Origin of the sequence: Rhodococcus sp. NPDC047139, assembly GCF_040643435.1 — a bacterium.
Lineage (GTDB): Bacteria > Actinomycetota > Actinomycetes > Mycobacteriales > Mycobacteriaceae > Rhodococcus.
This window is the reverse complement of the sequence record NZ_JBEYUH010000003.1, coordinates 97,682-123,985: the sequence shown is the minus strand read 5'-3', so window position 1 is coordinate 123,985 and position 26,304 is coordinate 97,682. Positions and strand designations below refer to the sequence as shown.

At 65.7% G+C, this 26,304-nt stretch carries 23 protein-coding genes and 2 tRNA genes; 9 read left to right on the top strand and 16 right to left on the bottom strand.

Features of this window, described 5'->3' with window-relative positions; translation table 11 throughout:
* The first annotated feature begins 57 nt into the window (after positions 1-57).
* Genes ABZ789_RS04540 through ABZ789_RS04530 form a run of 3 tightly spaced genes read left to right on the top strand, consistent with a single transcriptional unit; the run spans position 58 to position 2,469 of the window.
* Positions 58-1,188 carry an ABC transporter permease gene (locus tag ABZ789_RS04540; RefSeq protein WP_358419560.1) on the top strand — a complete coding sequence of 377 codons (1,131 nt, stop codon included), beginning with the start codon at positions 58-60 and terminating at the stop codon, positions 1,186-1,188.
* Entirely contained in the window at positions 1,185-1,865 is a 681-nt protein-coding gene (locus tag ABZ789_RS04535) for an ABC transporter ATP-binding protein (RefSeq protein ID WP_358419557.1), read from the top strand. The genes ABZ789_RS04540 and ABZ789_RS04535 overlap by 4 nt, the downstream gene beginning before the upstream one ends.
* A gap of 31 nt (positions 1,866-1,896) precedes the next feature.
* Positions 1,897-2,469 carry a TetR/AcrR family transcriptional regulator gene (locus ABZ789_RS04530; RefSeq protein ID WP_358419554.1) on the top strand — a complete coding sequence of 191 codons (573 nt, stop codon included), beginning with the start codon at positions 1,897-1,899 and terminating at the stop codon, positions 2,467-2,469.
* Between the two features lie 36 nt (positions 2,470-2,505).
* On the opposite strand, the gene ABZ789_RS04525 is transcribed toward ABZ789_RS04530, so the two are convergent.
* From ABZ789_RS04525 to dnaA, 16 genes are all read right to left on the bottom strand, one after another.
* Positions 2,506-2,943, bottom strand: coding sequence for a class I SAM-dependent methyltransferase (locus ABZ789_RS04525; protein ID WP_358419551.1), 438 nt, complete (start codon positions 2,941-2,943; stop codon positions 2,506-2,508).
* 97 nt (positions 2,944-3,040) lie between these two features.
* Positions 3,041-3,113 (bottom strand) — tRNA-Ala (locus ABZ789_RS04520).
* 136 nt (positions 3,114-3,249) lie between these two features.
* Positions 3,250-3,323 (bottom strand) — tRNA-Ile (locus ABZ789_RS04515).
* A 75-nt stretch (positions 3,324-3,398) separates the two neighbouring features.
* The gene (locus ABZ789_RS04510; protein ID WP_358419548.1) at positions 3,399-4,649 is read right to left on the bottom strand and encodes a DUF3566 domain-containing protein; all 1,251 of its coding nucleotides are present in this window, start codon (positions 4,647-4,649) and stop codon (positions 3,399-3,401) included.
* Positions 4,650-4,718: 69 nt separating this feature from the next.
* A complete protein-coding gene (gyrA, locus tag ABZ789_RS04505) occupies positions 4,719-7,223 on the bottom strand; it encodes a DNA gyrase subunit A (protein WP_358419545.1) in 2,505 nt (834 codons plus the stop codon).
* 146 nt (positions 7,224-7,369) lie between these two features.
* Positions 7,370-8,203 carry an MHYT domain-containing protein gene (locus tag ABZ789_RS04500; RefSeq protein ID WP_358419542.1) on the bottom strand — a complete coding sequence of 278 codons (834 nt, stop codon included), beginning with the start codon at positions 8,201-8,203 and terminating at the stop codon, positions 7,370-7,372.
* Positions 8,204-8,408: 205 nt separating this feature from the next.
* Positions 8,409-9,209 carry an MHYT domain-containing protein gene (locus ABZ789_RS04495; RefSeq protein WP_358419539.1) on the bottom strand — a complete coding sequence of 267 codons (801 nt, stop codon included), beginning with the start codon at positions 9,207-9,209 and terminating at the stop codon, positions 8,409-8,411.
* Positions 9,209-9,763: an ATP/GTP-binding protein gene (locus ABZ789_RS04490; RefSeq protein ID WP_016691076.1), complete on the bottom strand. Its 555-nt coding sequence runs from the start codon at positions 9,761-9,763 to the stop codon at positions 9,209-9,211. Before ABZ789_RS04490 ends, ABZ789_RS04495 begins: the two co-directional genes overlap by 1 nt.
* A 13-nt stretch (positions 9,764-9,776) precedes the next feature.
* The gene (locus tag ABZ789_RS04485; RefSeq protein WP_358419536.1) at positions 9,777-10,151 is read right to left on the bottom strand and encodes a DUF742 domain-containing protein; all 375 of its coding nucleotides are present in this window, start codon (positions 10,149-10,151) and stop codon (positions 9,777-9,779) included.
* 13 nt (positions 10,152-10,164) lie between these two features.
* Positions 10,165-10,581 (bottom strand): roadblock/LC7 domain-containing protein, encoded by a 417-nt coding sequence (locus tag ABZ789_RS04480; RefSeq protein ID WP_006550917.1) that lies wholly within the window; start codon positions 10,579-10,581, stop codon positions 10,165-10,167.
* A complete protein-coding gene (locus tag ABZ789_RS04475) occupies positions 10,578-14,336 on the bottom strand; it encodes an ATP-binding protein (protein WP_358419532.1) in 3,759 nt (1,252 codons plus the stop codon). Before ABZ789_RS04475 ends, ABZ789_RS04480 begins: the two co-directional genes overlap by 4 nt.
* 363 nt (positions 14,337-14,699) lie before the next feature.
* Complete coding sequence (gyrB, locus tag ABZ789_RS04470; protein ID WP_358419529.1) at positions 14,700-16,736, bottom strand: DNA topoisomerase (ATP-hydrolyzing) subunit B; 2,037 nt, start codon at positions 16,734-16,736, stop codon at positions 14,700-14,702.
* Positions 16,737-16,952: 216 nt separating this feature from the next.
* A complete protein-coding gene (locus ABZ789_RS04465) occupies positions 16,953-17,510 on the bottom strand; it encodes a DUF721 family protein (RefSeq protein WP_358419526.1) in 558 nt (185 codons plus the stop codon).
* The gene (recF, locus tag ABZ789_RS04460) at positions 17,507-18,739 is read right to left on the bottom strand and encodes a DNA replication/repair protein RecF (protein WP_358419523.1); all 1,233 of its coding nucleotides are present in this window, start codon (positions 18,737-18,739) and stop codon (positions 17,507-17,509) included. The genes ABZ789_RS04465 and recF overlap by 4 nt, the downstream gene beginning before the upstream one ends.
* A 21-nt stretch (positions 18,740-18,760) precedes the next feature.
* The gene (gene dnaN / locus ABZ789_RS04455) at positions 18,761-19,945 is read right to left on the bottom strand and encodes a DNA polymerase III subunit beta (RefSeq protein ID WP_358419520.1); all 1,185 of its coding nucleotides are present in this window, start codon (positions 19,943-19,945) and stop codon (positions 18,761-18,763) included.
* 498 nt (positions 19,946-20,443) lie between these two features.
* The gene (gene dnaA / locus ABZ789_RS04450) at positions 20,444-22,162 is read right to left on the bottom strand and encodes a chromosomal replication initiator protein DnaA (RefSeq protein WP_358419517.1); all 1,719 of its coding nucleotides are present in this window, start codon (positions 22,160-22,162) and stop codon (positions 20,444-20,446) included.
* A gap of 574 nt (positions 22,163-22,736) precedes the next feature.
* Here dnaA and rpmH point away from each other — a divergent pair.
* The 6 genes from rpmH to rsmG all read left to right on the top strand — a co-directional run bounded on the left by rpmH (position 22,737) and on the right by rsmG (position 26,122).
* Positions 22,737-22,880: a 50S ribosomal protein L34 gene (gene rpmH, locus ABZ789_RS04445; protein ID WP_006550910.1), complete on the top strand. Its 144-nt coding sequence runs from the start codon at positions 22,737-22,739 to the stop codon at positions 22,878-22,880.
* Between the two features lie 20 nt (positions 22,881-22,900).
* On the top strand, positions 22,901-23,296 hold the full coding sequence (gene rnpA / locus ABZ789_RS04440) for a ribonuclease P protein component (protein ID WP_358419512.1): 396 nt from the start codon (positions 22,901-22,903) through the stop codon (positions 23,294-23,296).
* On the top strand, positions 23,293-23,583 hold the full coding sequence (gene yidD, locus ABZ789_RS04435; RefSeq protein ID WP_358419509.1) for a membrane protein insertion efficiency factor YidD: 291 nt from the start codon (positions 23,293-23,295) through the stop codon (positions 23,581-23,583). Before rnpA ends, yidD begins: the two co-directional genes overlap by 4 nt.
* Positions 23,584-23,652: 69 nt before the next feature.
* Positions 23,653-24,759, top strand: coding sequence for a membrane protein insertase YidC (yidC, locus tag ABZ789_RS04430; RefSeq protein ID WP_358419506.1), 1,107 nt, complete (start codon positions 23,653-23,655; stop codon positions 24,757-24,759).
* Positions 24,760-24,781: 22 nt separating this feature from the next.
* Positions 24,782-25,330 (top strand): protein jag, encoded by a 549-nt coding sequence (locus ABZ789_RS04425; protein ID WP_358419503.1) that lies wholly within the window; start codon positions 24,782-24,784, stop codon positions 25,328-25,330.
* Positions 25,331-25,441: 111 nt separating this feature from the next.
* Entirely contained in the window at positions 25,442-26,122 is a 681-nt protein-coding gene (gene rsmG / locus ABZ789_RS04420) for a 16S rRNA (guanine(527)-N(7))-methyltransferase RsmG (RefSeq protein WP_358419500.1), read from the top strand.
* The last annotated feature ends 182 nt before the right edge of the window (positions 26,123-26,304 follow it).

The window sequence follows — 26,304 nt, the reverse complement described above, 5'->3', positions numbered from 1 at the left end:
GTCGAGAAGATCGTTCGCGGCGGTACTTCGTCCCGTCCAGCCCACGAAGGACCTCACATGTTTCTTGCCATGCGTGAACTGTGGTTCGCGCGCACACGTTTCCTGCTGATGGGCGCCGTCGTCGCGCTCATCTCGATCCTGATGGTGATCCTGTCCGGTCTTTCCTCCGGCCTCGTCGTCGACGGTGTCTCCGCGCTGCAGCGGACACCGGTTCAGGCGTTCGCCTTCGCCGAAGGAACCAAGACCGACTCGGCGTTCTCCCGTTCCGTCGTCACCGAGGAGCAGGCCGACACCTGGCGTGCCCGCCCGGACGTCGCCCGGGCCGAACTGTTCGGAAACACCATCGTCAACGCGAAGACCGGAGACGGAGTCCCCGTCGATCTCACTCTGTTCGGTGTCCAGCCGGGATCGTTCCTCGAACCGGCCGCCGAGGAGGGAGCACCACTCGCCGGTGACACCGACGTCATTCTCAGCGACAGCGCACGCGACAGCGGGGTCGTGGTGGGCGACAGCATCGTCATCGATCGCCTCGGTACACAGCTGAACGTCGTCGGTTTCACCTCGGACAAACGCACCTTCGGTCACGTCGACGTCGCCTATCTCCCTCTGAGCAAGTGGCAGGAGATCCACGCAGGAGTCCGGCTCGGCGAGTCAGTACCTCCCTCGGCGTACACCGAGGCCAGCGTCGTGGCGATCGAAGGCGTGAACGGAGAACTGCCCGACCTCACCGCCGGCGACGCCGACGCCGGCACCGCCTCGAAGACACTCGAGGAATCCTTCGACTCCTCCCCCGGCTACAGCGCCGAGATGATGACCATGTCGATGATCACCGCCTTCCTCTACGCGATCTCCGCCCTGGTCGTCGGTGCATTCTTCACCATCTGGACAGTGCAACGCAGCCGCGAGATCGCCGTCCTGCGCGCCATGGGAGCTTCCACCGGATTCCTGTTGCGCGACGCCCTCCTGCAGGCCGTCATCGTGCTCGTCGGGTCCGTCACCTTCGGCGTGCTCGTCGGCCTCGGCCTCGGCTCCGGCCTCGAAGGCAGCGGTATGCCGTTCGTCCTCGAATCCGGTCCCGTACTCCAGGGCGCCGTCCTGCTCGTCGTCCTCGGCCTGCTCGGCGCCGCCCTGGCCGTGGTCCGCATCGTCCGTGTCGATCCCCTCGCTGCCCTGGGAGAAAACCGATGACAGTCACCACCTCCACCGGCCTCGCGCTGTCCGACGTCTGCCTGTCCTTCGGGGATGGGGACAGCACCGTCCTTGCTCTCGACCACGTCGACCTGGAAGTCACACCGGGTGAACTCGTCGCTGTCGTCGGTCCCTCCGGCGCCGGCAAGTCGAGCCTGCTCGCGGTGGCCGGCGGACTCAGCCGGCCCACGTCCGGCACCGTGAGTGTCGACGGCATCGATCTGACCACTCTGGATCGGCGTGCCGCGGCGCGGCTGCGCCGCGAACGGGTCGGTTTCGTGTTCCAGTCGGGCAACCTCCTTCCCGCCCTCACCGCGCGGGACCAGTTGCTCCTCGTCGGAAAGATCACCGGACGGAAGGTGCGGGACCCCGACGAACTGCTCGCCTCGGTGGGCATGGAGCATCGGGCCGATCGCCGTCCGGGGCAACTGTCCGGTGGTGAACGACAGCGTGTCGGTATCGCGCGGGCATTGATGGCAGGACCGTCGCTGCTGCTGGTCGACGAACCGACCGCCGCACTCGACCGCAAACGCAGCCACGAGGTCGTCGAACTGCTGGCACAGGAAACCCACACCAGCGGAGTGGCTACGATCATGGTCACCCACGACCACGAGATCCTGCGACACTGCGATCGTGTACTGGAGATGGTCGACGGAAGGCTTCGACCACACGATTGATCGATCGTAATCCGAACGAGGAGGGCCGGCGGTGCCGAAGATTTCAGCAGCGACGGTTGTGGAGCATCGCGCCGCGCAGCGCCGCGCCCTCCTCGATGCGGCACTGGAACTGCTCGCCGAGACCCCGGAACATGCTCCTTCGCTCGGTGACGTCGCCCAGCGGGCGGGCCTCGCCCGCTCGAGCGTCTACAACTACTTCGACTCCCGCGACGATCTGCTGCGTGCCGTCGTCGTCGACATGTTCCCTCGATGGAACACCCGCGTGATCGCGGCGATGGAGAAGGTGTCAGATCCGACCGAGCGGGTGCTGACGTACATCGACGTCAATCTGCAACTGGTCGCCGAAGGCGAACACGCGATCGTCGGCGCGCTCGCAACCTTCACGCCTCAGGCGTTCAGTGACGAGAGCATGCATGCCATGCATCAGGATCTGGTCCTCCCCCTCGTCGATGCGCTGCGTGCGCGAGGAGGCGACGACCCCGAACTCGACGCCGAGCTCGTCACCGCGCTGGTACACAAGGGCACCGAGTTGATCGAGGCCGGCCGCACACTCGACGAAGTGCGCGCGTCGGTGCGGAGAGTGCTCACCACCGCACTGTCCTGATGTTTCACGTGAAACGGGATCCCCCTTAGGGATCGTTCACGACAGCCGAGGAATCGGAAGCTCCCGGAGCGGATCACCGCCGTCGACGAACAGTCGTGCATCCGGATGTGTCGCAGCCGCTATCCGTTCCATCGCAACCTTGCCCGCCGCTGGGTGCCTTCCGTCGAGTGCGCCGACCCTGATCGCGAAGACGAGGTCGAACCGTTCCTCGCCCTCGACCGGCACGAAGTCCTCGATCGCGACGCAGCGTGCCCTCAACCTGCCGGAAGCCATCAGCTCTCCGGACGCCGCAGTCAGTTGGTCGATCGCCTTCCGGGACCGGTCTATCGCGAGGATGTGCCCGGTGGCCAACCGGTCGGCGACCACGCGGGCCGCAGCGCCGGACCCACAGCCGATCTCCAATACCCGCAGCTGCGGCTGCAGAGGCAGCGCAGCGACGATCTCGGCGAGTCGGGGGGAGAGACGAGGCGTCACCCCTCGAGTCTCTCTCGATGCCTCACAGTCCGAACAGAAACGCCGAAGGGCGCTTCCCGGATACCCGGAAAGCGCCCTTCGGCTGCATGTTCTGTTGTGGAGCCTAGGAGATTCGAACTCCTGACATCTGCCTTGCAAAGGCAGCGCTCTACCAACTGAGCTAAGGCCCCGTCCGCCGCATCAACGGCTGGGAACCGCGTGCCATTCGTCTTCGCTCCGAAGCATGCGAGCGATTCCGAGAACGATCAGAAACCCGGTTCCCACAAGTGCGAGAACCCTCATTCGATCATCCTTCCGGCACGGGAGTGGGCCTAGGAGGACTTGAACCTCCGACCTCTTCGTTATCAGCGAAGCGCTCTAACCGCCTGAGCTATAGGCCCTCGAACCGAGATGGAACACTACCCCACCGGGGCCGCCTGAAACAAATCGCCTCGGCGGGGCAGCATTCCTGCAGGTCAATCGGGGTCGGCGAGGGTGGCCTGGACACCGCCGACGAGATCGGTGCAGAGGTTGTAGATGAACGCACCGAGTGTCGCGAGGGCTGTCAACAGAATGGTGTTCACCACACCGATGATGGTCGCGTATCCGAACACCTGACCCGCCGAGATGAGAGCCCCACTCCCGGCGTCGGAAACGATGTCGGTGAAAGCGCTGTTGAGGCGTTCCCACACCCCCATGCCGGCCAGGACGCCGTAGAGCAGCCCCACCGCGATCATCCACACGAAGAACAGCGACACGGAGATCACCGACGAGATCTTCAGCATCGACCACGGGTCGATCCGGCGGATCTGGACGGTGGCCCGCAGTGGCCCCGAGGCTGGGATCACCGTGGGCACGGCGGTCGTGGTGGGGGTGGTGGCCGTGGCCGCACTCACCTGCGGGGTCTCACCCGTGCCGGGCGATGCCGTCGACGGGTGCTTCACTGCGGACAGATCCGGCAGGTCCTTGGCGAGGTCCTTGCGCTCGATGTGTCGCGTCGGCCCGTCGATCACCGCGGACTTCGCCTTCGCTGCCGCTGCCCGATCGGCCGCTGCGCGCGCACCCGGCGCGGCAGCGCCGGTCACGACGGAGCGGGTGGACGGATTCGCGCCCCCGGTCGGAGCACCCTTGGCCGCAGCAGGTCCTCCCGCTCCGGTACCGGGACGCTGAGACGCCTCACCGGCCCTCTGCTTGGAGAGACCGGGGCCGACGCCCGGAACGTTCGTCTGCGGAGTGCTCTGCGGCATTCCCGACTGCGACGGGGCCGTCCCGCGTTGCCACGGAGGGGTCGGACCACCCGCACGAGGGATCTGACCGGTCTGCGCTTCTTCGGCAACGGGCGACTGCACCGGCGGGGTCGGCCGGCCGTTCGTGGCGTCCGCGACAGGACCACGAGCCTTGTCGGCGGCGGGTGCGCCACCGGGCTTGCCGGATTCTTCCGGCGCAGACTTCTCCGGGGCCGTGCTCGCACTCGTTTCGGTAGCGCCCTTCTGCCCCGGTTGCTCGGCAGCGCCCTTCTCCGGCGCCGGTTTCGCTACGGGGTCAGGTTCGGCTGCAGGAGCTTTGGCTGCAGGGGCCTCGCGCTGGGGTTCTTCCGGCGCCTTCGCGGCAGGGCCAGGTGCTCCCTGCGCTCCCTGCGCTTTCGGTGATTCGGTTTCCGGTGCGGGTTTCTGCTCCGAAACCGGAGCCTGCGGGCGCCCCGAAGTCTCGGGTTTCACCTCGTTCACTGGGTGGTCCTCCGGCTTCCGACCGGGTTGTCCCCGATCGGCTCCGTTCGGTCCCTGGGGAGTGCTCACTTACGACTCCTTAGCGTCGGCTGCGTCAGCTTCGTCCGGCTCGTCGGCATTGCGCGCGATCGCGAGCAATGTATCTCCATCGGCCAGGTTCATCAGACGCACACCCTTGGTCTGGCGGCCCGCCTTGCGCACCTGCTTCGCCGCAGTGCGGATGACACCGCCGCCCGAAGTGATGGCGTACAGCTCGTCGTCGTCTTCGACGATGCACGCGCCGACCAGATTGCCACGCTTGCGGTCGTACTGGATGGTCAGAACGCCCTTGCCACCGCGCCCCTGTACCGGGTAGTCGTCCATCGGGGTCCGCTTCGCGTAACCGCCCGACGTCGCGACGAGCAGGTACGTGCCCTCCTTGACGACATTCAAGGACAGCAGCGAATCCTCACCGTTGAACCGCATACCCTGCACACCGGACGTCGCGCGGCCCATCGGACGCAGCGCCTCGTCGGTCGCCGAGAAGCGGATCGACTGTCCCTGCTGCGAGACGAGCAGCAGATCGTCCTCCGCGGAGCACAGCACCGCACCTACGAGTTCGTCGTCGCCGCGCAGGTTGATCGCGACGATGCCGCCCGACCGGTTGGAGTCGAAATCCGACAGGCGCGACTTCTTGACCAGACCGTTGCGGGTCGCGAGCACCAGATACGGTGCGTCGTCGTAGGACTTGAGACGGATGACGCCCTGGATTCGCTCGTCGGGCTGGAAGGCCAGCAGGTTCGCGACGTGCTGGCCGCGTGCCGCGCGGTTCGCCTCGGGCAGCTCGTAGGCCTTCGCACGGTAGACACGGCCCTTCGTCGTGAAGAACAGCAGCCAGTCGTGGGTGGACGTCACGAAGAAGTGCTTGACGATGTCGTCCTGCTTGAGCTCGGCACCCTTGACGCCCTTGCCTCCGCGCTTCTGCGAGCGGTACAGGTCGGTGCGAGTGCGCTTGGCGTAGCCGGTCTCGGTGATGGTGACGACCACGTCCTCGCGTGCGATGAGGTCCTCGTCGTTCACTTCGCCGTCGGCCGCGACGATCCGGGTGCGGCGCTCGTCGCCGTACTTGTCGACGATCTCCTTCAGCTCGTCACGCACGATGGCACGCTGCCGCTCGGGCTTGGCCAGGATGTCCTTGTAGTCCTCGATCTCCCGCTCGATCTCTGCGAGATCGTCGACGATCTTCTGCCGTTCGAGGGCCGCGAGGCGACGCAGCTGCATCGCCAGGATCGCGTCGGCCTGGATCTCGTCGACCGTGAGCAGCTCGATCAGGCCGGCACGGGCGATGTCGACCGTCTGCGACGCTCGGATCAGTGCAATGACCTCGTCGAGCGCATCGAGGGCCTTGACCAGGCCACGCAGGATGTGGGCACGTTCCTCCGCCTTGCGCAGCAGATACCGCGTGCGACGAACGATGACCTCGATCTGGTGATTGACGTACAGCCGGATCATCTGGTCGAGGCGCAGCGTGCGCGGCACCCCGTCGACGATCGACAACATGTTGCAGCCGAAGCTGGTCTGCAACTGCGTGTGCTTGTAGAGATTGTTGAGGACGACCTTGGCCACCGCGTCGCGACGGACGGTGACGACGATGCGCATTCCCACGCGGTCGGACGACTCGTCGTGGATGTCGGAGATGCCCGCGATCTTGCCGTCGCGCACCTGCTCGGCGATCGAAGTGATGAGGTTGTCCGGGTTGACCATGTAGGGCAGCTCGGTGATGACGATGCTGGCGCGACCCTTGGAGTCCTCTTCGATCTCCACGACGCCACGCATCTTCACCGAGCCGCGACCGGTCGTGTACGCATCGTGGATGCCCTGGGTACCGGTGATGAGACCCGAGGTCGGGAAGTCCGGCCCCTTGATGCGTTCCATGACGGCAGCGAGGGTCGTTTCCTCGTCGGCCTCGTGATTGTCGAGGGCCCAGTAGATGGCGTCGGCCACCTCACCCAGATTGTGGGGCGGGATGTTGGTCGCCATACCCACCGCGATGCCACCCGAACCGTTGATCAAGAGGTTGGGGATTCGGCTGGGGAGAACCGTGGGTTCCTGCGTGCGGCCGTCGTAGTTCGGCTGGAAATCGACTGTATCGTGGTCGATCTCCCGCAGCATCTCCATCGCGAGCGGCGTGAGCCGGCACTCCGTGTACCGCATGGCCGCAGCGCCGTCGTTGCCGCGGGAACCGAAGTTGCCCTGGCCGTCGACCAGCGGATAACGCATCGACCACGGCTGTGCGAGTCGCACCAGCGTGTCGTAGATCGAGGCATCACCGTGCGGGTGGTAGTTGCCCATGGTCTCGGCAACCGCGCGTGCCGACTTCACGTACCCACGGTCGGGGCGGAAGCCGTTGTCGAACATCGCGTAGAGCACGCGACGGTGCACCGGTTTGAGACCGTCACGCACGTCGGGCAGAGCGCGGCCGACGATCACGCTCATCGCGTAATCGATGTAGCTGCTCTGCATCTCCTGCTGGATATCGACGGGCTCGATGCGGTCGTGCCCCGGCCCCTCGGGAGGCAACGTGGTGTCGGTCATGAGCTCCTTCTTCTACTCGGCTCGCACGCCCGGACCCGGCCCTCGGCTCGACGGACGTCTCGCAACCACACGAGTCTATAGGTGCAGGTCAGCTGGTGCCGAGAAGGACGCACTTCACAGGCCGAGTTCTGTCCGGAACAGAGCTCTCACATCACAGGCCCGCGCACGGTGTCACGATCGATCTGCCGTTCCACCTCCGATGCCCACTGCTCGAGTCGAGCGTCGCGCACCGTGTCCTCGGGGTCCGAGGCGAGCAGCAACGCTGTGATGGGCACGGCCAGAACGATGATTCCGAGAACGAACGCCGGAAAGAGCAGCGACATCACGGTCATGCCGTCCGGTGTGGGCAGGCTCGGATCGAGAGTCACGCGCACGCCCGCCATGCCTGTGTAGTGCAGTGCTACGACGGCGCAGCCCATGACGAAGGCCGCGGCCACTCGTAGCTGGAACCGCCGGGCGCGGCGGGCAAGGGCGAGTGCGACCGTGGAGGCGACGACTCCGATGGCCACCGACGCGACGACGAAACCGATCTCGTGTTCGATCGTGCCCCGGATACGGATGGCGGACATCCCGCTGTAGTGCATCAGGCTCACAGCCACGCCCATCAGCACACCGCCGATGAGCAACCGCGCCCCTTCCGGCACGCTGCGGCTACTGACGGAGCGGACGTCGGCGATCCTCAGACCCACCAGGGTCGCGAGGACGGCGAGAACCACAGAGAAGACGGTCGGTGACAGGTCGTACCGGATGGGCGTGCCCGGTACGGAGAAGCCCATCATGCCGATGAAGTGCATGAGCCAGATACCCACGCCGCCGATCGACAGTGACGCCATGAGGAGCCACCAGTTTCCGCTGCGCCGCGGCTCGTCGAGCGAACGGCTGACACAGGACAGTCCTACGAACGATCCCATGACCGCAGTGGCATAGGACAGGAAGAACACCCACATCCCCATAGAGAAGTGGTGCACGTCGTGCGACACGTGAAAGCCCCCGTTTGGCGCGTTCTCACTACCGCATGCGGGGGCACGCGCCAAGACCTACCCCGATACGCGCTGCACCCCGACAGTCACAGCGTAAGAGACCTTATCCCATTGGTTCGGTTCACATACGAACGAAGGGAGGGCGGCCTCGTCCCAGCGGTCGTCATGCGCCATGCTCGACCGGATGTGCTGGGAAGCAACACCTTCAGACGATCCGCCCCTCGACCGGCTCCGCCGCCCATCGCTCGGACTCCGCTTCGAGTTCGGCCGCAACACGATCCGGCGCCTGGAGGACGAGGACGATGGGCACAGCCAACAGCAACAGGCCGACGACGAACAGCGGGAAGAGAATCGAGAACACCTCGATCCCGCCCGACACCCCTACCTCGGGATCGACGCTCACCCGGACGGAAGCCGCGGCGAGGAAGTGCACCGCGACGACGGCAGCACCGGCGAGTGCGCTGCTGAGAAGGCGCTTGGGCCACGTGTCCGCGGTTTTCACCTGTGCCAGGAATCCCACGGCCGTCACGATCGCCAGCACCACCGACGCGACGACCCACATCGGCTCGAACGACATGGTGCCCTGGATCCGCACCGCCCCGAGGACGGCGAACGGCACGGCCGCCAGGCCGGCCCCGAGGACGAGCGCTCCGACGACCGTACGGCCGAGGGTGCCGGGACTACCGGCAGGGATCGCGACGAACAGTGCGAGATAGACCGACACGAGCGCGACGAGCACCGAGAACGCGATGGTGACAGTGTCGTACCGCACGACACTGTCCTCGACTGCGAAGCCGGCCATCGGCAGGAACATCGCGAGCCAGACACCCACACCGCCGCTCACCAGCGCCGCAAGAATCATCCAGTACGAACGCAATCGCTCGCTCGAGGTGGTGCGAACGCGCCGTGCACCGGTGACGCCGACGAACACCCCGATCGTCGAGGTCAGATAGGCGAGGGCCGTAACCCATGACCCCATCGTGAAGAGTTCGAGGCCCTCCCCCATTACTGAGTCACCGGCTGATGCAGCTTCCGCAGTGCATATTCGGTCACGGTGACCAGTGCCTGCTTCGCCGACTCACGAGCCCGCGCATCGATGGACACGATCGGCACATCAGCGGAGATGGCCATCGCCTGCCGGATGTCTTCGAGCGGGTAGCGGGGCGCGTCGTCGAATTCATTGATGGCGACGATGAACGGGAGGTTGCGCGCTTCGAAGAAGTCGACTGCGGCAAAGCTCTCGTCCAGACGGCGCGTGTCGATCAACACGATGGCACCGATGGCACCGCGGATGAGGTCGTCCCACATGAACCAGAAGCGGTGCTGGCCAGGGGTGCCGAACAGATAGAGGACGAGGTCGTCGGCAAGACTGATACGACCGAAGTCCATGGCCACCGTAGTGGTGGCCTTCTGCGGCGTCGCAGAGAGGTTGTCGACGCCGTCGCTGGCGTTCGTCACGAGCGCCTCGGTACGAAGCGGCACGATTTCCGACACCGCCCCGACCAAGGTCGTCTTACCCACGCCGAAACCACCGGCGATGACGATCTTGGTCGAGGTCACGCGCTTCGTGGCGCTAGAGTTCGCGAAGTCCACTGAGGACCCTTTCAATCAGCTCACGACGCTCCGCGTCGCTCGAATCGTCTTTCAGCGTGGCCAGGATCTGTACGTGTCCGGCTTCGACGAGATCGGCGACGAGCACACGTGCGACGCCGATCGGCACCCCTACGCGCGCGGCGATTTCCGCGACCGAGGGAGATTCCTTGCACAGCTCCAGGATCGTGGCGTTGATGTTGTCCAGATCCCGGGCCCGATCGTCGGTACCCGGAATAGCACGGATCAGCGCCTCCAACGCCAGTTCGACCGCAGGACTCGTACGTCCCGAAGTCAGGGAGTAGGGCCGGACCAGGCTGGGCTGGTCCGGCACCGACTCCGGCTTTCGCGATTCCATGGCCACCTCGACGTCAGGACCCTAGACCGACACGCGGCGTGGCTTCGACGGAAGCACCCACCCGATCGACCAAGAGCGCCATCTCGTAGCCGACCTGTCCGATATCGCACTCGGAGGCCGTCAGAGCCGCAAGGTGGGAGCCGTCACCGACACTCATCAGCAGCAGGTAGCCGTGCTGCATCTCCACCACCGACTGCAGCACACCCCCGCCGTCGAACAACTGCGATACACCGTTGGACAGGCTCGCCAGGCCGGAGGTCACGGCAGCGAGCTGCTCGGCGCGATCCACCGGGAGGTGGGCACTGGCTGCCATGAGGAGACCGTCTGCGGAGACGAGCACGGCATGCGAGACACCTGGGACTTCGCGCGCGAAGTTGGAAACCAACCAGTCCAATGGACGAGCTGCGTCGGATCCATGATCAATGTTCATCGAACTCCCTGTTCGTCGTTCTCGCGATTGCTGAAATTCGCCGAGGCGCGCCCGTTACGGACACCCTGCTGATGGCGGCTCAAGTTGGCCCGGATGGCTTCCGGGTCTCTACGTCGAATGGTCTTCTGCAACTCACCGGTCGCCGGTGCCCGTACAGCACCCGGCACGAGACGCTCGCCGGGAGCACGGCGCGGAAGACCCGAGGTGGTGTGCTCCTCAACCGGAGCTTGGGAGGCACGCTGCGCCGCTTCCCAGCCGGCATCCGCTACGGAGCGCCACTCCCTCTTCCTGCGATCTTCGGGGAGGCTCGTCGGGTCGACGAGCCAGTCCGACATCATCGTGGTGAAGATCGGGGTGTTCGCCGGTTGCGGACGGGCCGATGCGAGGTCGGACCGCGGCTGGAAGAACGAGGCGGTCTTCGCCGAGTTCGTCCGGTAGCGGTGCCGTGCTGCCTGCTGCGCGTCGCTGTGCGGCGAGACGGAGCCACCATCGGCGATGCTCGGCCCGGATAGCGGTGCAGCTGCTGCGGCCGAATTGGTTTCGGAGCTGTGAGTGGCCGGAGCAGGCCGCGGAGGAAGGCCCGGAGTGCTACCCGGCTGACGGCGGGGCAGACCGGGCGTACTTCCCGGACGGCGCTGCGGCAGGCCCTGGAAGGGTTCCTGCTGTCGTCGGCCTGCATCCGGCGCAGGCCCACGCTGGGGAGCCTCGGGGCGGCTCGGCGCATCGGGTCGAGCGGCAGGTTCGCCGCCTGCGAAGAGTCCCGCCGCCTGCTGTCCCGCCGCCGGCTGCGGCCGGTTGTGCGGAACGGACGGCGACGAACCCGCAGCACGACCTGGAAGACCGGGAGTCGATCCCGGCCGACGCTGCGGAAGGCCGGGGGACGGCGAATGCTGCGGAGGCTGCGGCGGGACAGGAGCGCGATGCGCCGAACCCTGCTGAGGATCCCGGACCGGGAGGGGCGGCTGTGAATCACGGGTCGGACCGGCCTGCTGGGTACCCCGGCCCGGTGCGGGCTCCTGTCGAATCTCACGCGCAGGCGCGGAGTCTGCCGCCGGAGAAAGACCCGGGGTCGCCCCGGGGCGCCGCTGCGGAAGACCCGTGAGTCCTTCGCGGCGTGCGGGCTCGGAAGCGCGCGGTTCGGAACCGTTCCGTCCGTCGAAGGAGTGGTGCCCGTTGGCTTCTTCCGGGGGGCGACGAGTACCACGGGGCGGCAGAGCCGAGGCCAATGCTGCCGCCGCATCCGGCTCGATCCGGCGAGGCTGCGGTGTTCGAGGCGGCGGTGTGGGCAGGCCCGGGGTCTCACCCGGCTGACGCGTGGGCAGACCGGGGGTGCCGCCGGGACGGCGCTGCGGAAGACCCGACGGTCCGACCTCGCGCGACTGCTGCGGCGGTGCCTGAGGGGCAGGCGTGGGCGGTGCTTGAGGGGCGAGAGGCGGCGGTGTGAACTCCGTCCGTGCCGGTTCGCTCTGCGGCTCGTCCCGGCGATCGTCCTCGTAACGTGCGCTCTCGTACCTTGCGGCAGAGGGCGTCTCGTCGGCACCGTTCGCCGAGTAGTCCTCGGAGCGGTTCGGGCGAGCGTAATCGGCACCGTTCGCCGAGTAGTCCTCGGAGCGGTTCGGGCGAGCGTAATCGGCACCGTTCGCGGAGTAGTCCTCGGAGCGGTTCGGGCGAGCGTAATCGGCACCGTTCGCGGAGTCGGCCGGTTGTTCCTTGCGCAGTTGCGCGGCGGCAGGCTCGGGACGGGACGACTGCGACGCGTACTCCCGCCTCTCTTCCGGCTCCGGCAAACTCTGCTGGGCAGCGGGCGCCGGCAGCGCCTGCGGTTCCGAGTAGTCCTGGGACTCCGAGGAGTCTTCCGGTTCCAGCTCGATCCGGGGCTGCGGGCCGGTGTGCGACAACGCGAGCGGAGATACGAGCAGTACGTCCGGAATATGCACGCTCGCAGTGATGCCCGGATTGCGAGCGGTATCGAAGGTCGGACGCAGCCGCACGGTGAGCCCGTGCCGCTCGGCAAGTCGCGACGCCACGAACAGACCCATGTGGCGCGCGGTGTCCGGTCCGACCTCGCCACCCTTGGCGAGACGCTGGTTGATGACATCGAGTTCGTCGGGCGGGATACCGATACCGCGATCGGCGATCTCGACGAGCAGGCCGCCGTCGACAGCGCGGGCGAAGCTGAACGTGACGTTGCTGTCCGGCGGCGACGCGCGGAGCGAGTTGTCGACCAACTCTGCGAGGAGGTGCACGATGTCGGTCGCGACCGCACCGCTGAGGGCACCGTCGGGCGTCGACCCGATCTGCACGCGCTGGTAGTCCTCGACCTCCGACATCGCGGCGCGCAGGATGTCACCGAGCTGGACCGGCGCGGAGTGGCCGCGTCGCATCCGGGTACCGGAGAGAATCAGCAGGTTGTCGCCGTTACGGCGCATACGGGCGGCGAGGTGGTCGAGGCGGAACAGGCTCTCGAGCCGTTCCGGGTCCTTCTCCTCGTACTCGAGTCGTTCGATGAGGCCGAGCTGTTGCTCGACGAGCGACTTGGAGCGACGCGCGAGCGTCTCGAACATATCGCTGACCTGGAGCCGCAGGTGAGCCTGCTCGCCGGCGAGACGAAGTGCCTGTCCGTGCATGTCGTCGACCGCGCGTGCGAGCTGGCCGATTTCCTCGGTCGTGTGCACCGGGACCCGGGTGAACTCGATGTCCTCGATGTTGTCGCCGACCTTGATGCGGTCGATCGCCTCGGGAAGCTCCTGCCGCGCGACCTTCAGAGTGCCGTAACGCAGACGGCGGATCGGGCCGACGAGCGAACGTGAGACGAGGAGGGCGAGCACGAGTGCCGCGAGCAGAGCGGCGAGCACGATCGCGGTATCGCGGAGCGCGGCCGAGCGAGTCTCGGCGGCACGATCCTGAACCGTCGTGCTGACCTGGGTCGACGCTTCCTCGATGATGGTGCCGTAGATGTCGACGCTGTTGAGCAGCGACGCACGGATGTTGAGGATCGGGAGCGGACCCGAGCCGGCCGCCTCGACCATGTCGGCACGTTCCTGGACACCCGCGCGGAGTTCGGCAATCTGCGTATCGGCCATCGGGTACGACCGCGCGAGCAGATCGAGCATGGCGAGCTCGGCACCGGAAGCGGACACCAGGGCTGTGCCCGGCTGACTCGGGTCGGCGAGAAGCTGGAGCACACCGAGGACCTGGCCGAAAAGGTAACGCTGCGAGTACCACGCGTTGATCAGCTGATCGCCGTAGATGAGGATCTCGCGGTCTTCGACCTCGTCGAGGATCGCTTCGACGATGCGGTTCAGACTGTCGCGCACCTCGTTGGTGACGGCGCTGATCTCTTCGACCGGCACCGGTCCGGCCTGCAGCTTCGTGTAGAGCGACTGCGCGGAGGCCGCGGTACGCCTGAGATCCGCGGTCACAGCCGGATCGAGCTCGGGGTTCTCCGTGACCGCAGCGATCGCGCCGAAGGCGTCACCGAGTGCAGTCATCTCCTCGGGAGTCACCGTTCCGGCGGCGGCACTCGCGGTGGCCGTGGCAAATGCCGTCGAGAAATCGACGATGTCCGGCACAGCTGCGACCTGGTCGGCCGCGGAGGAGAAGTGGACGGCGTTGCTGAGCTCGTTCTCGACACGAAGACCACCGAGGACCATGGCCACGGTTACGGGGACAGCGAGAACGGCAGTGACCTTCCTTCGAAGACCCCACCCCTCGATGTTCCACCACCGCTGCCGGGGCGGCGACTTGTCACTCATATGGATTACAGCTCTCCTTCCACCCCGTCCGTGCCGGGCGACGAGCTCCGGTCGGCACCGCACTCCGATGAGCGCGTGTCCGATCAAGCGCAGTCGAACGGGACGTTTCGGGTGAGGGCACCATATCGGGACATACAGCAGATACGGAAGAGCGGATCTGTCCCGCATCCCAGCGTTGCCCCGGCCCCCCTTTTTCGGCAGCCACGCGTACAGATGGCCGAATGGAGTGTACTCATGGGCAAGGGTGAAGGCTAACGGCCCATTTCGCTGTCACCGCACCATATGCGAACCCCTGCTGTGATTTCCGGCACAGCAGGGGTTCGTTCGCAGCTTCCGCCTCTCGAAGGCGGAGACGAGCGGTGCTCAGACGTCGAGGAAGCGAACGTCCTTCGCGTTTCGGGTGATGAAACTGCGCCGCGCCGCGACATCCTCACCCATGAGGACGCTGAACAGCTCGTCGGCAGCGGCGGCATCGTCGAGGGTCACCTGGCGCAGGATCCGAACGCTCGGATCCATGGTGGTTTCCCACAGTTCCTTGGCGTTCATCTCACCGAGGCCCTTGTAACGCTGGATGCCGTCGTCCTTGTTGATCTTCTTGCCGGCCTTCAGGCCCGCTTCGAGCAGGGCGTCGCGTTCGCGGTCCGAATACGCGAACTCCGGTTCGCTGCGCTGCCATTTGAGCTTGTACAGCGGCGGCTGCGCGAGGAATACGTGTCCCTCCTCCACGAGCGGCCGCATGAAGCGGAACAGCAGCGTGAGCAACAGCGTCGCGATGTGCTGACCGTCGACGTCGGCGTCGGCCATCAGGACGATCTTGTGGTACCGCAGCTTCGAGATATCGAATTCCTCGTGGATGCCGGTACCGAACGCCGTGATGATCGACTGGACCTCCGCGTTCTTGAGGACCTTGTCGATGCGCGCCTTCTCGACGTTGATGATCTTTCCGCGCAACGGAAGGATCGCCTGGTACATCGAGTCGCGACCCGACTTGGCGGAACCACCTGCGGAGTCGCCCTCCACGATGTAGATCTCGCACTTGCTCGGATCCTTCGAGCGGCAGTCGGCGAGCTTGCCGGGCAGCCCACCGATGTCCGTGGCGCTCTTACGACGGACGAGTTCGCGGGCCTTACGGGCGGCCACACGCGCGTGTGCCGACGAAACAGCCTTCGTGACAATCGTCTTCGCGTCCGCCGGGTTGGCCTCGAACCAGTGGGAGATGTGCTCGTTGCACGCCTTCTGCACGAACGACTTCACCTCGGTGTTGCCGAGTTTGGTCTTCGTCTGGCCTTCGAACTGCGGCTCGGCGACCTTGACCGAGATGATTGCGGCGAGGCCCTCCCGGATGTCGTCGCCCGTGAGGTTCGGATCCTTTTCCTTGAGGAGCTTCTTGTCCTTCGCATACCGGTTGACGACGGTGGTCAGCGCCGCACGGAAGCCTTCCTCGTGCGTACCACCTTCGTGGGTGTTGATGGTGTTGGCGAAGGTGTGGACAGACTCGGAGTAACCCGAGTTCCACTGCATCGCGACCTCGAGTTCGTGGCCGGTCCCCTTGGCGGTGAACCCCACGACGGAGTTGTGGATCGGCGACTTGGTGCGGTTGATGTGGCGCACGTAGTCCTCGAGGCCACCCGGATAGTGGTAGGTCCGGACCTTGACCTTGTGGACCTCGGGTACAGCGGCCTCGACCGCCTCGTCCTCCGCGGTCTTGGGAGCGTCGGCGGTCTCCGGAACATCTTCCTCGGTGACCTCTTCGGGCGCGACCCGCTCGTCGGTGAGGGTGATGGTCAGTCCCTTGTTCAGGAACGCCATCTCCTGCAGGCGACGCGCGACGGTCTCGAAGTTGAAGGTCGTGGTCTCGAAGATGTCGGGATCCGGCCAGAACCGGACGGTGGTACCGGTGCGCTTGGTCGCCTCGCCCTTGACCAGATCACCGGGCTTGGAGTTCGTGTAGGTCTGTTCCCAGTGGTATCCGTCGCGGTCGATCGCGACCTCGAGAGTGGTGGACAGTGCGTTGACCACCGAGATACCGACACCGTGCAGACCGCCCGAGACGGCGTACGCATCGGAGTCGAATTTGCCGCCGGCGTGGAGCTGGGTGAGGACGACCTCGACCGTCGGAACTCCGGAGGCATGCATGGCAACGGGGATACCGCGACCGTCGTCGACGACCTGTACACCGCCGTCCTCGAGGAGGGTCACCTCCACCTTCGACGCGTAGCCGGCCATGGCCTCGTCGACGGAGTTGTCGACCACCTCCCAGATCAGGTGGTGCAGACCACGCTCTCCGGTGGAACCGATGTACATACCGGGGCGCTTACGTACCGCCTCGAGTCCTTCGAGGACGGTGATGGACGACGCACCGTACTCACTCTTGCTGTTGTTCGACTTCTGGGCAGCCACGGGTGGGTAGCTCTCCTTTTCCGCCTCGGCCCCGCGCACGCGCGCGACGCATTCCTGTCCATCCTACGTGCCATCGGACCCGCTGCCGGGGTGCACACGGAAAGCGGTGATTCGTGCCCCTGGTTTCCCCGCAGCGGGACGGACGCGAGTCGCAATGCGTGATTTCTTGGACGGCCCCGAAATCGTCCGCCCAGCGGCCCTCCGTCGAGGCTTGCGTCACCCGTAGGTATCGCGCGGACCACGCCCCCGGATATGACGTTCACCTTTTCGCCAGCTCGGCGCCGTGGGACCGGTGATCCTCAGCTCCTTGACGACACCGTGCCCCACCGCTGCGGCGATCTTCGCAAGAATCTGGGACTGCATCATGCGCAGTTGCGTCGCCCAGGCCGTCGACTCCGCGGAAATGTGCAGAACGCCGTCGCGCAGGGTGGTCGGCTGCGCGTGTGAGGCGATATCGTCGCCCACCACACGGGCCCAGCTCCCGAGAACCGTTCCCTCCGAGACATGTGTCGACCAGCCACGCTGCTTGGCCACCGAACGCGAGAGAGCGCCGAGCGGCTGCGGGTCGCGCTCGTCCGGGCCGGGCCCCGACCACCCGCGGCGTCTGCGTTTCGGCCGCAGCGGACCACGGGACGCCCGTCCTTGACCGACGGCCTTCCCGTTCGCCTTCGCCGCTGCCCGGGCTTCCTCGAGCGCGCGGCGAGCCAGATCGATTCCCTTGAGTTCCGGTTGGGCCGCGGCGTCGCCGCCGGTGCCTGTCCGTTCGTCGTTCATCCGACCTCCCCGGTGATCGGGCCCGTCTCCTGTTGTACTGATCCCAGCACAGAGATACGACCTTCGCCGGTGTCCTCGACGTGAACCGGAAATCGAGCACCGTGAAGTTCGGCCGGCACGTCCTCCGGCACGGCCGCGGTGATCAGTACCTGCTCGGCTGTCGTCGCAACCTCGGCGAGAGCGGACCGCCGCCGGCGATCGAGTTCGGCGAAGACGTCGTCGAGCATGAGAACCGGATCGGTTCCGTCGGCACGCAGTAGGGCAAAGGCACCGAGCCTCAGCGCAAGAGCGAAAGACCATGATTCGCCATGGCTCGCATAGCCTTTCGCCGGTTCGACGCCGAGCATCAGGTCGAGATCGTCACGATGGGGACCGACGAGGCAGACACCGCGCTCGATCTCCCTGGACCGCACTTCTGCGAGCCGGTGGAGAAATACCGTCTCGAGGAACTCCCGATCGTCCGGAGCAGGTACGCGCGCAGGGTCGGAGAACTCCGGGGGCAGCGCGTCGCCGAGACTGCTGCGATAGAGCAGACCCGCAGGACGCGATTCCGGCGCGATCGATCGGTACGCCCCGGACACGTGCGGCGCGAGTTCGTGCAGCAGGGCGACCCGAGCAGCGAGCAGTTCGGCTCCGTGCGCCGCGAGGTGACCGTCCCACACGTCGAGGGTGGCCAGAGCACTCGCGCCGTCGCTCGAGCGACTTCCGCGACGCAGCGCTCCTCCCGCGGTCTTGAGCAGCGCGGACCGCTGACGCAGCACCTTGTCGTAGTCGGCGCGCACCCCACTCATCCGCGGAAATCGTGTGCTGAGAAGTTCGTCGAGGAACCGCCGGCGATCCCCGGGATCGCCGCGGACGAGAGACAGATCCTCCGGAGCGAACAGCACCGTGCGCAGGATGCCGAGGACCTCGCGTGGCCGCCGCGCCGGCGACTGGTTGATCCGCGCCCGGTTCTGCTTGCCCTCGTTGATCTCGATGTCGATGCCGAGTTCGCGGCCATGGTTGACCACCAGCGCCCCGGCAAACGCTCGTGACGTTCCGGCCCGCAGCAGCGGGGCATCGGACGACACCCGGTGCGATGACAGGGTCGACAGATACCCGAGGGCTTCGAGCAGATTGGTCTTCCCGTGTCCGTTGCGCCCGACGAAGACCGTCGCCCCGGGAGAAAGGTCGACGGACACCGTTCTCCACGAACGGAAGTCGCGCAGCGAGAAGGTGCGAACGTACACGGGTGTCCAGTCTCGGGCCGATCAGCCCGGCAGGCGCACCGGCATCAGCAGATAGGTGTAATCGCTGTCCGGAGCGGCGAAGGTGCCCGAGGAATCCGGTACGGGTTCCTCGTCGAGGGCGGGGCGCAGCACTGCGGGCCTGCTCGAGGTGGTGAAACCGAAAGAGACCTTGTCGGTGTGCAACGAGGTCAGCCCATCGAGCAGGTAACCGGGATTGAACGCGATGATCAGCGGTTCGCCGAAGAACTCGGCGGGATGGGATTCCTCGGCGCGGCCCGCGTCGTCGCCACCGGCAGAGAGCATCACGCTGCCCTCGGTGAACTCGAGCCGGACCTGCGCACCGCGCTCGGCGACGAGCGCCACGCGCTTGATCGCGTCCACGAGGGGTGCGATCTCGACGGTTGCCATCGCCGTGTGCTCGTTGGGGAGCAACTGGCGGAACTTGGGGAATTCGGCGTCGAGCAGGCGTGTGGTGGTCCTGCGTCCGTCGGCGACGATGCCGAGCAGACCTTCCGCTCCCACCGACGACCCGCTGCCGAGCGCGAGCTGCACCGGGGAGTTGGTGGATCCACCAACGGTTTTCGCTGCCTCGGAGAGGGTCTTGGCGGGCACGAGGACCGCAGAACTCGTGGACTCCACGGTAGGCATCCACTCGAGCTTGCGAACTGCGAGCCGGAACCGGTCGGTGGCCGCGAGCACCATGTCGGTGCCCTCGATTTCCACCCGGATGCCCGTGAGCATCGGCAACGTGTCGTCCTTGCCGGCAGCGACGGCGACCTGGCTGATCGCTTCGGCGAAGAGGTCGCCGGAGAGCGCACCGGTCTGCTGCGGTAGTTCGGGCAGCTGCGGGTAGTCCTCCACAGGCATGGTGGGGAGGGAGAATTTGGCGCTACCGCACGTGATCAGCACGCGGGTGCCGTCGAGAACGACATCCACAGGCTTGTGGGGCAGTGCGCGGGTGATGTCGGCCAGCAGCTTGCCGGACACCAGCACCTGACCGGGGGTGACGACCTCGGCCGCGACGTGGACCTGTGCGGATACCTCGTAGTCGAAGCCCGAGACGGTCAGCCCGCCTTCGTCGGCGCCGAGCAGGACACCGCCCAGAACGGGAACGGGGGGTCGTGACGGAAGGCTTCGTGCAACCCACGCCACGGAGTCGGCGAAGTCCTCGCGAGCCACACGAAACTTCATACTTCCCAGCTCCATCGCCCGGTGGATCCCTTCGATCGTGGTCTCGACAAGTCTACGAAGTCTGTCACAGAACCCCGACACCGATGAGGCGGAGCCGGGGATGCGGATTCACGTTATGCCTTCCCTCGCTGCTTGGGAAGCCGGGACGCTCGAGGCGTGACGCTCACTCGAGGGCCTGTGGACCGAGCTCTCCACACACCTGTTTTGAAAGAACATTTTCCAAGAGAACTCACAGAAGTAGTAATAGGGCCTGTGGAATCTGTGGACCGATGACGGTCTAGGCTGGTGGGACCACGTTCTCGAGGGGGGCGAACTCGAGGATGAACTCGAGGAGTTCTCGAGGACGAATGTGGATTCCTCGAGACTGTTCACTCTCTGTCCACCGTTCGTCCACAAAGATCCCACGTTCTGCACACCCTTGTCCACAGGTGTGAGGGCCGAAAATTTCTCGAGATACGGGACAGGGAGCGCCCTGTGGACGCTCCCTGTGGATGGTTTCTCGAGGCTCGAGGGTCAGCGCTTGGACCGCTGCTTGATACGCGCGGTGAGCTCCTGCACTTGGTCGTAGACCTTGCGACGCTCGGTCATTTCCTTGCGAATCTTCTTGTCCGCGTACATGACTGTGGTGTGGTCGCGGCCGAAGGTCTGCCCGATCTTCGGCAACGAGAGGTCGGTGAGTTCGCGGCACAGATACATTGCGATCTGGCGTGCCTGCGCGAGCGGACGTGCCTTGCCGGGGCCGCACAGGTCGTCGATCGAGGTGCCGAAGTACTCCGCGGTCACGGCCATGATCGTGGCGGCATTGATCTCGAGAGCGGACGAGTCCGGCATCAGATCGCGCAACACCACTTCGGCCAGGGTGAGGTCGAGGGGCTGCCGGTTCAGGGAAGCGAAGGCAGTCACCCGGATCAGGGCACCCTCGAGTTCGCGGATGTTGCGTTCGATCCGGCTGGCGATCAGCTCGAGCACGTCGTGCGGCACGTTCAGGCCGTCCATACGTGCCTTCTTCGACAGGATCGCGATGCGCGTCTCGAGTTCCGGCGGCTGGACGTCGGTGATCAGACCCCACTCGAACCGTGTCCGCAGTCGTTCCTCGAGCGTTGCCAGCTGCTTGGGTGGCCGGTCGGACGAGACGACGATCTGCTTGTTGGCGTTGTGGAGGGTGTTGAAGGTGTGGAAGAACTCCTCCTGGATACCTTCCTTGCCCTCGATGAACTGGATGTCGTCGACGAGGAGGATGTCGGTCTCGCGGTAGCGCCGCTTGAACGCGACCTTGCGATCATCCCGGAGACTGTTGATGAAGTCGTTCGTGAACTCCTCTGTGGAGACGTACCTCACCCTCAACCCGGGGAAGAGCCTTTGTGCGTAGTGGCCTGCGGCATGCAGCAGATGCGTCTTGCCCAGGCCCGACGCTCCCCAGATGAACAGGGGGTTGTAAGCGCGCGCCGGCGCTTCGGCGATCGCCACCGCCGCGGCGTGCGCGAAGCGATTCGACGCGCCGATCACGAAGGTGTCGAAGGTGTACTTGGCATTGAGGCTGCTGCTGCCCATAGGCGGAGTCTCGGGCGGCGGGGGCTGGGTGAAATAGGACGGCCACGACTCGCGAACGGCGGTCATCGCTTCTCGGTCGTCGTCGACCTCCTCGAGTTCACCGTGGTCCACCTCGAGCATGTCGTGATCACGCGGCGGGATCAGGCGCCGGCGGTAGAGATCCGCACCGTCTCCGGGGATCATGCCGTCCCGGGAAAAACCGCCTTCGCGGGGATCGGTGCCATCCCGGGGCCCGAGCGCATCGCGGGACATCTGAGGATCGCGGTGCATCTGAGGATCGCGTCGCAGATCACGGCTGCGGGGCTCGGTGGTGCGTGAACTCACAGGCTGTGCATCGACCGGCAGGCCCTCGAGAGGCAGTGTGTCCCGCGGTTCGGCGTAGGGGTCTTCCGCGGGATCATCCACACGTTCCCGGGGTTCGACGCGCACGCCGAGACCTTCCACCCGGTGACCGAGATGGCGGTTGAGAGTCCGGAGGATGGGTTCACGCAGGTCGCGTTCGATCGACTGCTGCGCGAGCGTGGACGGCACCGACAGCAGTGCGAATCCCTGTGCGAGCGTGATCGGTTTGACCAGCGCGAGCCATGCCTTCTGGCTCTTGGTCAGCACTCCGCCGTCGATGGTCAGCTCGGATACGACGTCCGCCCACACGTCGGCCAGCGCGTTCGGCTCGTCGCTCACGCAGCTTCACTCCCTCTGATCGCCGGTTGTCCACACGATTATCCACAGGTGTGGACAACCGGGGGAATCACCCGGCTGATGTGGGGATGGGAGGTGTATATCCGCTCAGCGAGCTTCTCTGCCCGGGCGGTCTGCGGGGATCAGTGTGACACATGATGTGACGCGATCCGGGCGGGTGTTCGGCGAATTCCCCCGGAGCAACGTCGAGCAGCAAGGCCGTCAATGGATCGCACGGCAGGAGGCGCATCGTCGTCGAACAGAGCGCGAGGTGGGACCGTAGAGGTGGTCGCGGTGCGCCGTCGAAGACATGGCCCACAGCGTACCCGAGTAGTGCTGCAGATCACATACTTTCGTGCGGGGTGCAGTTCGCTCTCGTGTACGGCGTGTCGCATTGCATGCCGATGAGGGAGGCGGTTTGATTTCGCGCCCGCGTCCGCGTAGCCTCGAACAGTCACTCATACAGAGGTGATGGGTTCGTCCTGCTCTGCGAGCAAAACGGATCCTGCGAATTCACGTACACGTTGGATCGACGGCGCTTGCCGCGTCGTCGCCGAATTTTCGAGGAGTGTCGACCGTGGCCAAGGGCAAGCGGACGTTCCAGCCGAACAACCGACGCCGCGCGCGCGTTCACGGCTTCCGTCTCCGGATGCGCACCCGTGCGGGTCGCGCAATCGTTTCGGCGCGTCGCCGTAAGGGCCGCGCTTCTCTCACCGCCTGATTCCCTGACGGGAGCTCGGGGTGCTACCTGAGCCGTATCGTCTGCGGCGCCACTCGGATTTTTCGGACACTGTCCGCCGAGGGCGTCGTCAGGGACGGCGGGACCTGGTCGTTCACGTTCTCGAACGCGACCGGCAAGAGTCCTTGGTGAGTATCGGTGGTCCACGCTTCGGACTGGTTGTGAGCAAGGCTGTCGGGCCGGCGGTGATTCGACATCGAGTCGCACGCCGGCTTCGTCATATCTGCGCCGACCTCGTCGAGGCCCTGCCCTCCGAGACCGACATCGTCCTGCGGGCATTGCCCGGTGCCGGCACCGCGGGATCCCGAGAACTCGAGAAGCAGGTGCGATCAGGCCTCGTGCGGCTCGGAGTTCTCGGCTCTGCTGCGCCCGCCCCGCGTGGAGGAGCCCGCGCATGAACGAATCGGACCCGAGATCGTGGTGGCGGTCCCTACGGTCCGCTCCTGCCCGTGCCCTCATCTTCTGTATCGAGCTCTACCGCACCTATGTGTCCCCGACGAGGATGCCGACCTGCCGATTCACCCCCACGTGTAGCGAATACGCCGTGGAGGCGTTGCGCACGCGGGGTGTCGTCGTGGGTTCGGTCCTGGCATCGGTGAGACTACTCAAATGTGGCCCCTGGCACCCTGGTGGGTGGGATCCGGTACCCGAACGGAAACATCGGTCGTCCCCAGTGGGTACCTGACCGGAGCCGAGACCCGAGACCGACGCCCCTTCATGGCGATCATGGACGACCAGAGGAGTACACAGAGCCGTGCTCGACTTCATCTACTATCCCGTGTCCTGGATCCTGTGGGTCTGGCACAAAGCGTTCTCGTTCGTGCTGGCGCCGGACAGCGGCTGGACCTGGGCGCTGTCGGTGGTGTTCCTCGTGTTCACCCTCCGTGCGATCCTGTACAAGCCGTTCGTCAAACAGGTCCGCACGACCCGCCAGATGCAGGAACTGCAGCCACAGATCAAGGCACTTCAGAAGAAGTACGCCAAGGATCGACAGCGCCAGGCGCTCGAGATGCAGAAGCTCCAGAAGGAGCACGGTTTCAACCCGCTGATGGGTTGTCTGCCCATCCTGTTGCAGGTTCCGGTGTTCATCGGCCTGTTCCACGTGTTGCGTTCGTTCAACCGCACGGGTACCGGCCTCGGCCAGCTCGGTCTGACTCCCGAACAGAACGCTCAGCTGGGCAACTACGCCTTCAGCGCTGAGGACGTCCAGTCCTTCCTCAGCGCTCGCTTGTTCGGTGCCCCGATCTCCGCGTGGATCACGCAGCCGATGGCATCGCTCGAGGCTTTCGCTCCCTTCGGCGAGATCCCCACGCGGTGGCAGATCGCTGCCGTGGCCGTGCCGCTGATGATCGTGGCCGGTATCGCCACGCACTTCAACGCCCGGGCATCGGTCGCCCGCCAGAGTGCGCAGGCCGCTGCGAATCCGCAGGCCGCGATCATGAACAAGCTGGCTCTGTATGTCTTCCCGCTCGGTGTTCTCGTGGGCGGCCCGTTCCTGCCGATCGCCATCATCCTCTACTGGGTGAGCAACAACATCTGGACCTACGGCCAGCAGCACCTCGTCTTCCGCCGTATCGACAAGGAGGAGGAAGAAAAGAAGGCTGCGGCACTGGCCCGCCGAAACGAGAACGCTCCGAAGCCGGGTGCTCGTCCGAACAAGGCCAAGAAGAAGGGAGCAGCCGCTGCGGCGACTGCTGCTGCCGATGCCGACGACAACGCGGCCGAGGAGGCCGGAGAGGTGTCGTTGCAGAAGGATTCCGCCAAGGGAAATGCCGATACGACCGCGTCGGCACCGAAGCCCGGTGCGTCCACTCCCAAGCCGGGTAGCCGCCCCAAGAACTCCAAGCGCAAGCGGCGCTGACCGAAGTAGAAGAGAGCTGAACATGGCCAGTGACCTGGACAAGGTGGAAGAGGACGTCGTGGTGGCAGCCGAGGAGCGCGATACAGCAGCGGATGCCGACCTCGATGATGACGACTACCTCATCGAAGAAGGCGAGATCGCCGGCGACTACCTGGAGCAGTTGCTCGACGTGCTCGATTTCGACGGCGACATCGACCTCGATGTCGAGGGCGACCGCGCCGTCGTGAGCATCGACGGGGGCAAGGATCTCACCAAGTTGGTGGGTCGCAACGGTGAGGTTCTCGACGCACTTCAGGAACTCACCCGTCTCGCTGTGCAGCAGGCGACGGGCGAACGCAGCAAGCTCATGCTCGATATTGCGGGCTGGCGCGCGGGCAAGCGTGCCGAACTGTCGTCGCTGGGCACGATGGCCGCGAAGCGTGTACTCGAGTCGGGCCAGCGCGAGGAGCTCGAGCCGATGACGCCGTTCGAGCGCAAGATCGTGCATGACGCCGTGGCGAAGATCGACGGTGTCTCCAGCGAAAGCGAAGGTGCGGAGCCCAATCGGCGTGTAGTGGTCGTCAAGGATTGAGTCGGTCGTGTCGACCGAAGAGGGGCTCTGCGTCGTCGGGGTCCCTCTTCGCCTTTTCGGACTGATGCTGTGGGCCCCCTCATATGTCCTCGGGTGAGCCGACAGGAAAGGATGTTTCACGTGGAACAACACGAGGCGGAACTGTCGGCGATCGCGCAGCAGGTCTTCGGAGATCGGATCGAACTTGCCGAGCGGTACCACCACTCCCTGTCGACGGCAGGGGTCGAGCGGGGACTCATCGGACCGCGCGAGGTGCCGCGCTTGTGGGAGCGGCACATTCTCAACTGTGCCGTGGTCGGCGAGCTCGTCCAGGAGGGTGAGACGGTGGTCGATGTGGGCAGCGGTGCCGGTCTGCCCGGCATTCCTCTCGCTCTCGCTCGTCCCGACCTGCAGGTCACTCTCGTCGAGCCACTGCTGCGTCGCACCGTGTATCTGGCCGAGTTCGTCGAAACCAACGGGATCGAGAATATCCTCGTGGTCCGCGGCCGGGCCGAACAGCCGAGTGTGCTTCAGGAAGCCGGCGGTGCGGATGTCGTTACGTCCCGCGCCGTCGCGCCCCTCGCCAAACTCGCGAAGTGGTCGATGCCGCTCGTTCACGAGGGTGGCCGGATGCTCGCACTGAAGGGGTCATCCGCCCAGGAGGAGATCGACCGCGACCGGGACGAGCTCGCCCAACTGGGTGCCGGCAATCTCGAGGTGCTCGAGTGCGGTGGCGATCTGCTGCCGGTGCCCACCATCGTGGTGAAGGCAGAGCGAATTCCTCGCCCGGCCCGGCGGCGCAAGAAGCGCTGAGCCGGCATTGCCGGGTCGACTGGTGCACCCTCCCCTCCCCGCCGGGTCGGGAGGGTGTTGTCATTTCGCGGCCGATCGAGGTGACTCGAGGCTTCTACTCGAGAACCCGAAGTCCGTAACGGGCATTTCTGCCCCTGTCACACCAGACCCAATCACCCCAGGGCATTTCGTCACTGTGATGT

Coding starts and splice junctions, on each gene's coding strand:
- yidD (WP_358419509.1), top strand. CDS start 23,293: ATGAACGAATCGGACCCGAGATCGTGGTGGCGGTCCCTACGGTCCGCT.
- ABZ789_RS04465 (WP_358419526.1), bottom strand. CDS start 17,510: ATGAACGACGAACGGACAGGCACCGGCGGCGACGCCGCGGCCCAACCG.
- ABZ789_RS04540 (WP_358419560.1), top strand. CDS start 58: ATGTTTCTTGCCATGCGTGAACTGTGGTTCGCGCGCACACGTTTCCTG.
- ABZ789_RS04535 (WP_358419557.1), top strand. CDS start 1,185: ATGACAGTCACCACCTCCACCGGCCTCGCGCTGTCCGACGTCTGCCTG.
- dnaN (WP_358419520.1), bottom strand. CDS start 19,945: ATGGAGCTGGGAAGTATGAAGTTTCGTGTGGCTCGCGAGGACTTCGCC.
- rsmG (WP_358419500.1), top strand. CDS start 25,442: ATGTTTCACGTGGAACAACACGAGGCGGAACTGTCGGCGATCGCGCAG.
- ABZ789_RS04485 (WP_358419536.1), bottom strand. CDS start 10,151: ATGGAATCGCGAAAGCCGGAGTCGGTGCCGGACCAGCCCAGCCTGGTC.
- ABZ789_RS04480 (WP_006550917.1), bottom strand. CDS start 10,581: ATGAACATTGATCATGGATCCGACGCAGCTCGTCCATTGGACTGGTTG.
- ABZ789_RS04475 (WP_358419532.1), bottom strand. CDS start 14,336: ATGAGTGACAAGTCGCCGCCCCGGCAGCGGTGGTGGAACATCGAGGGG.
- gyrA (WP_358419545.1), bottom strand. CDS start 7,223: ATGACCGACACCACGTTGCCTCCCGAGGGGCCGGGGCACGACCGCATC.
- ABZ789_RS04425 (WP_358419503.1), top strand. CDS start 24,782: ATGGCCAGTGACCTGGACAAGGTGGAAGAGGACGTCGTGGTGGCAGCC.
- ABZ789_RS04495 (WP_358419539.1), bottom strand. CDS start 9,209: ATGGGGGAGGGCCTCGAACTCTTCACGATGGGGTCATGGGTTACGGCC.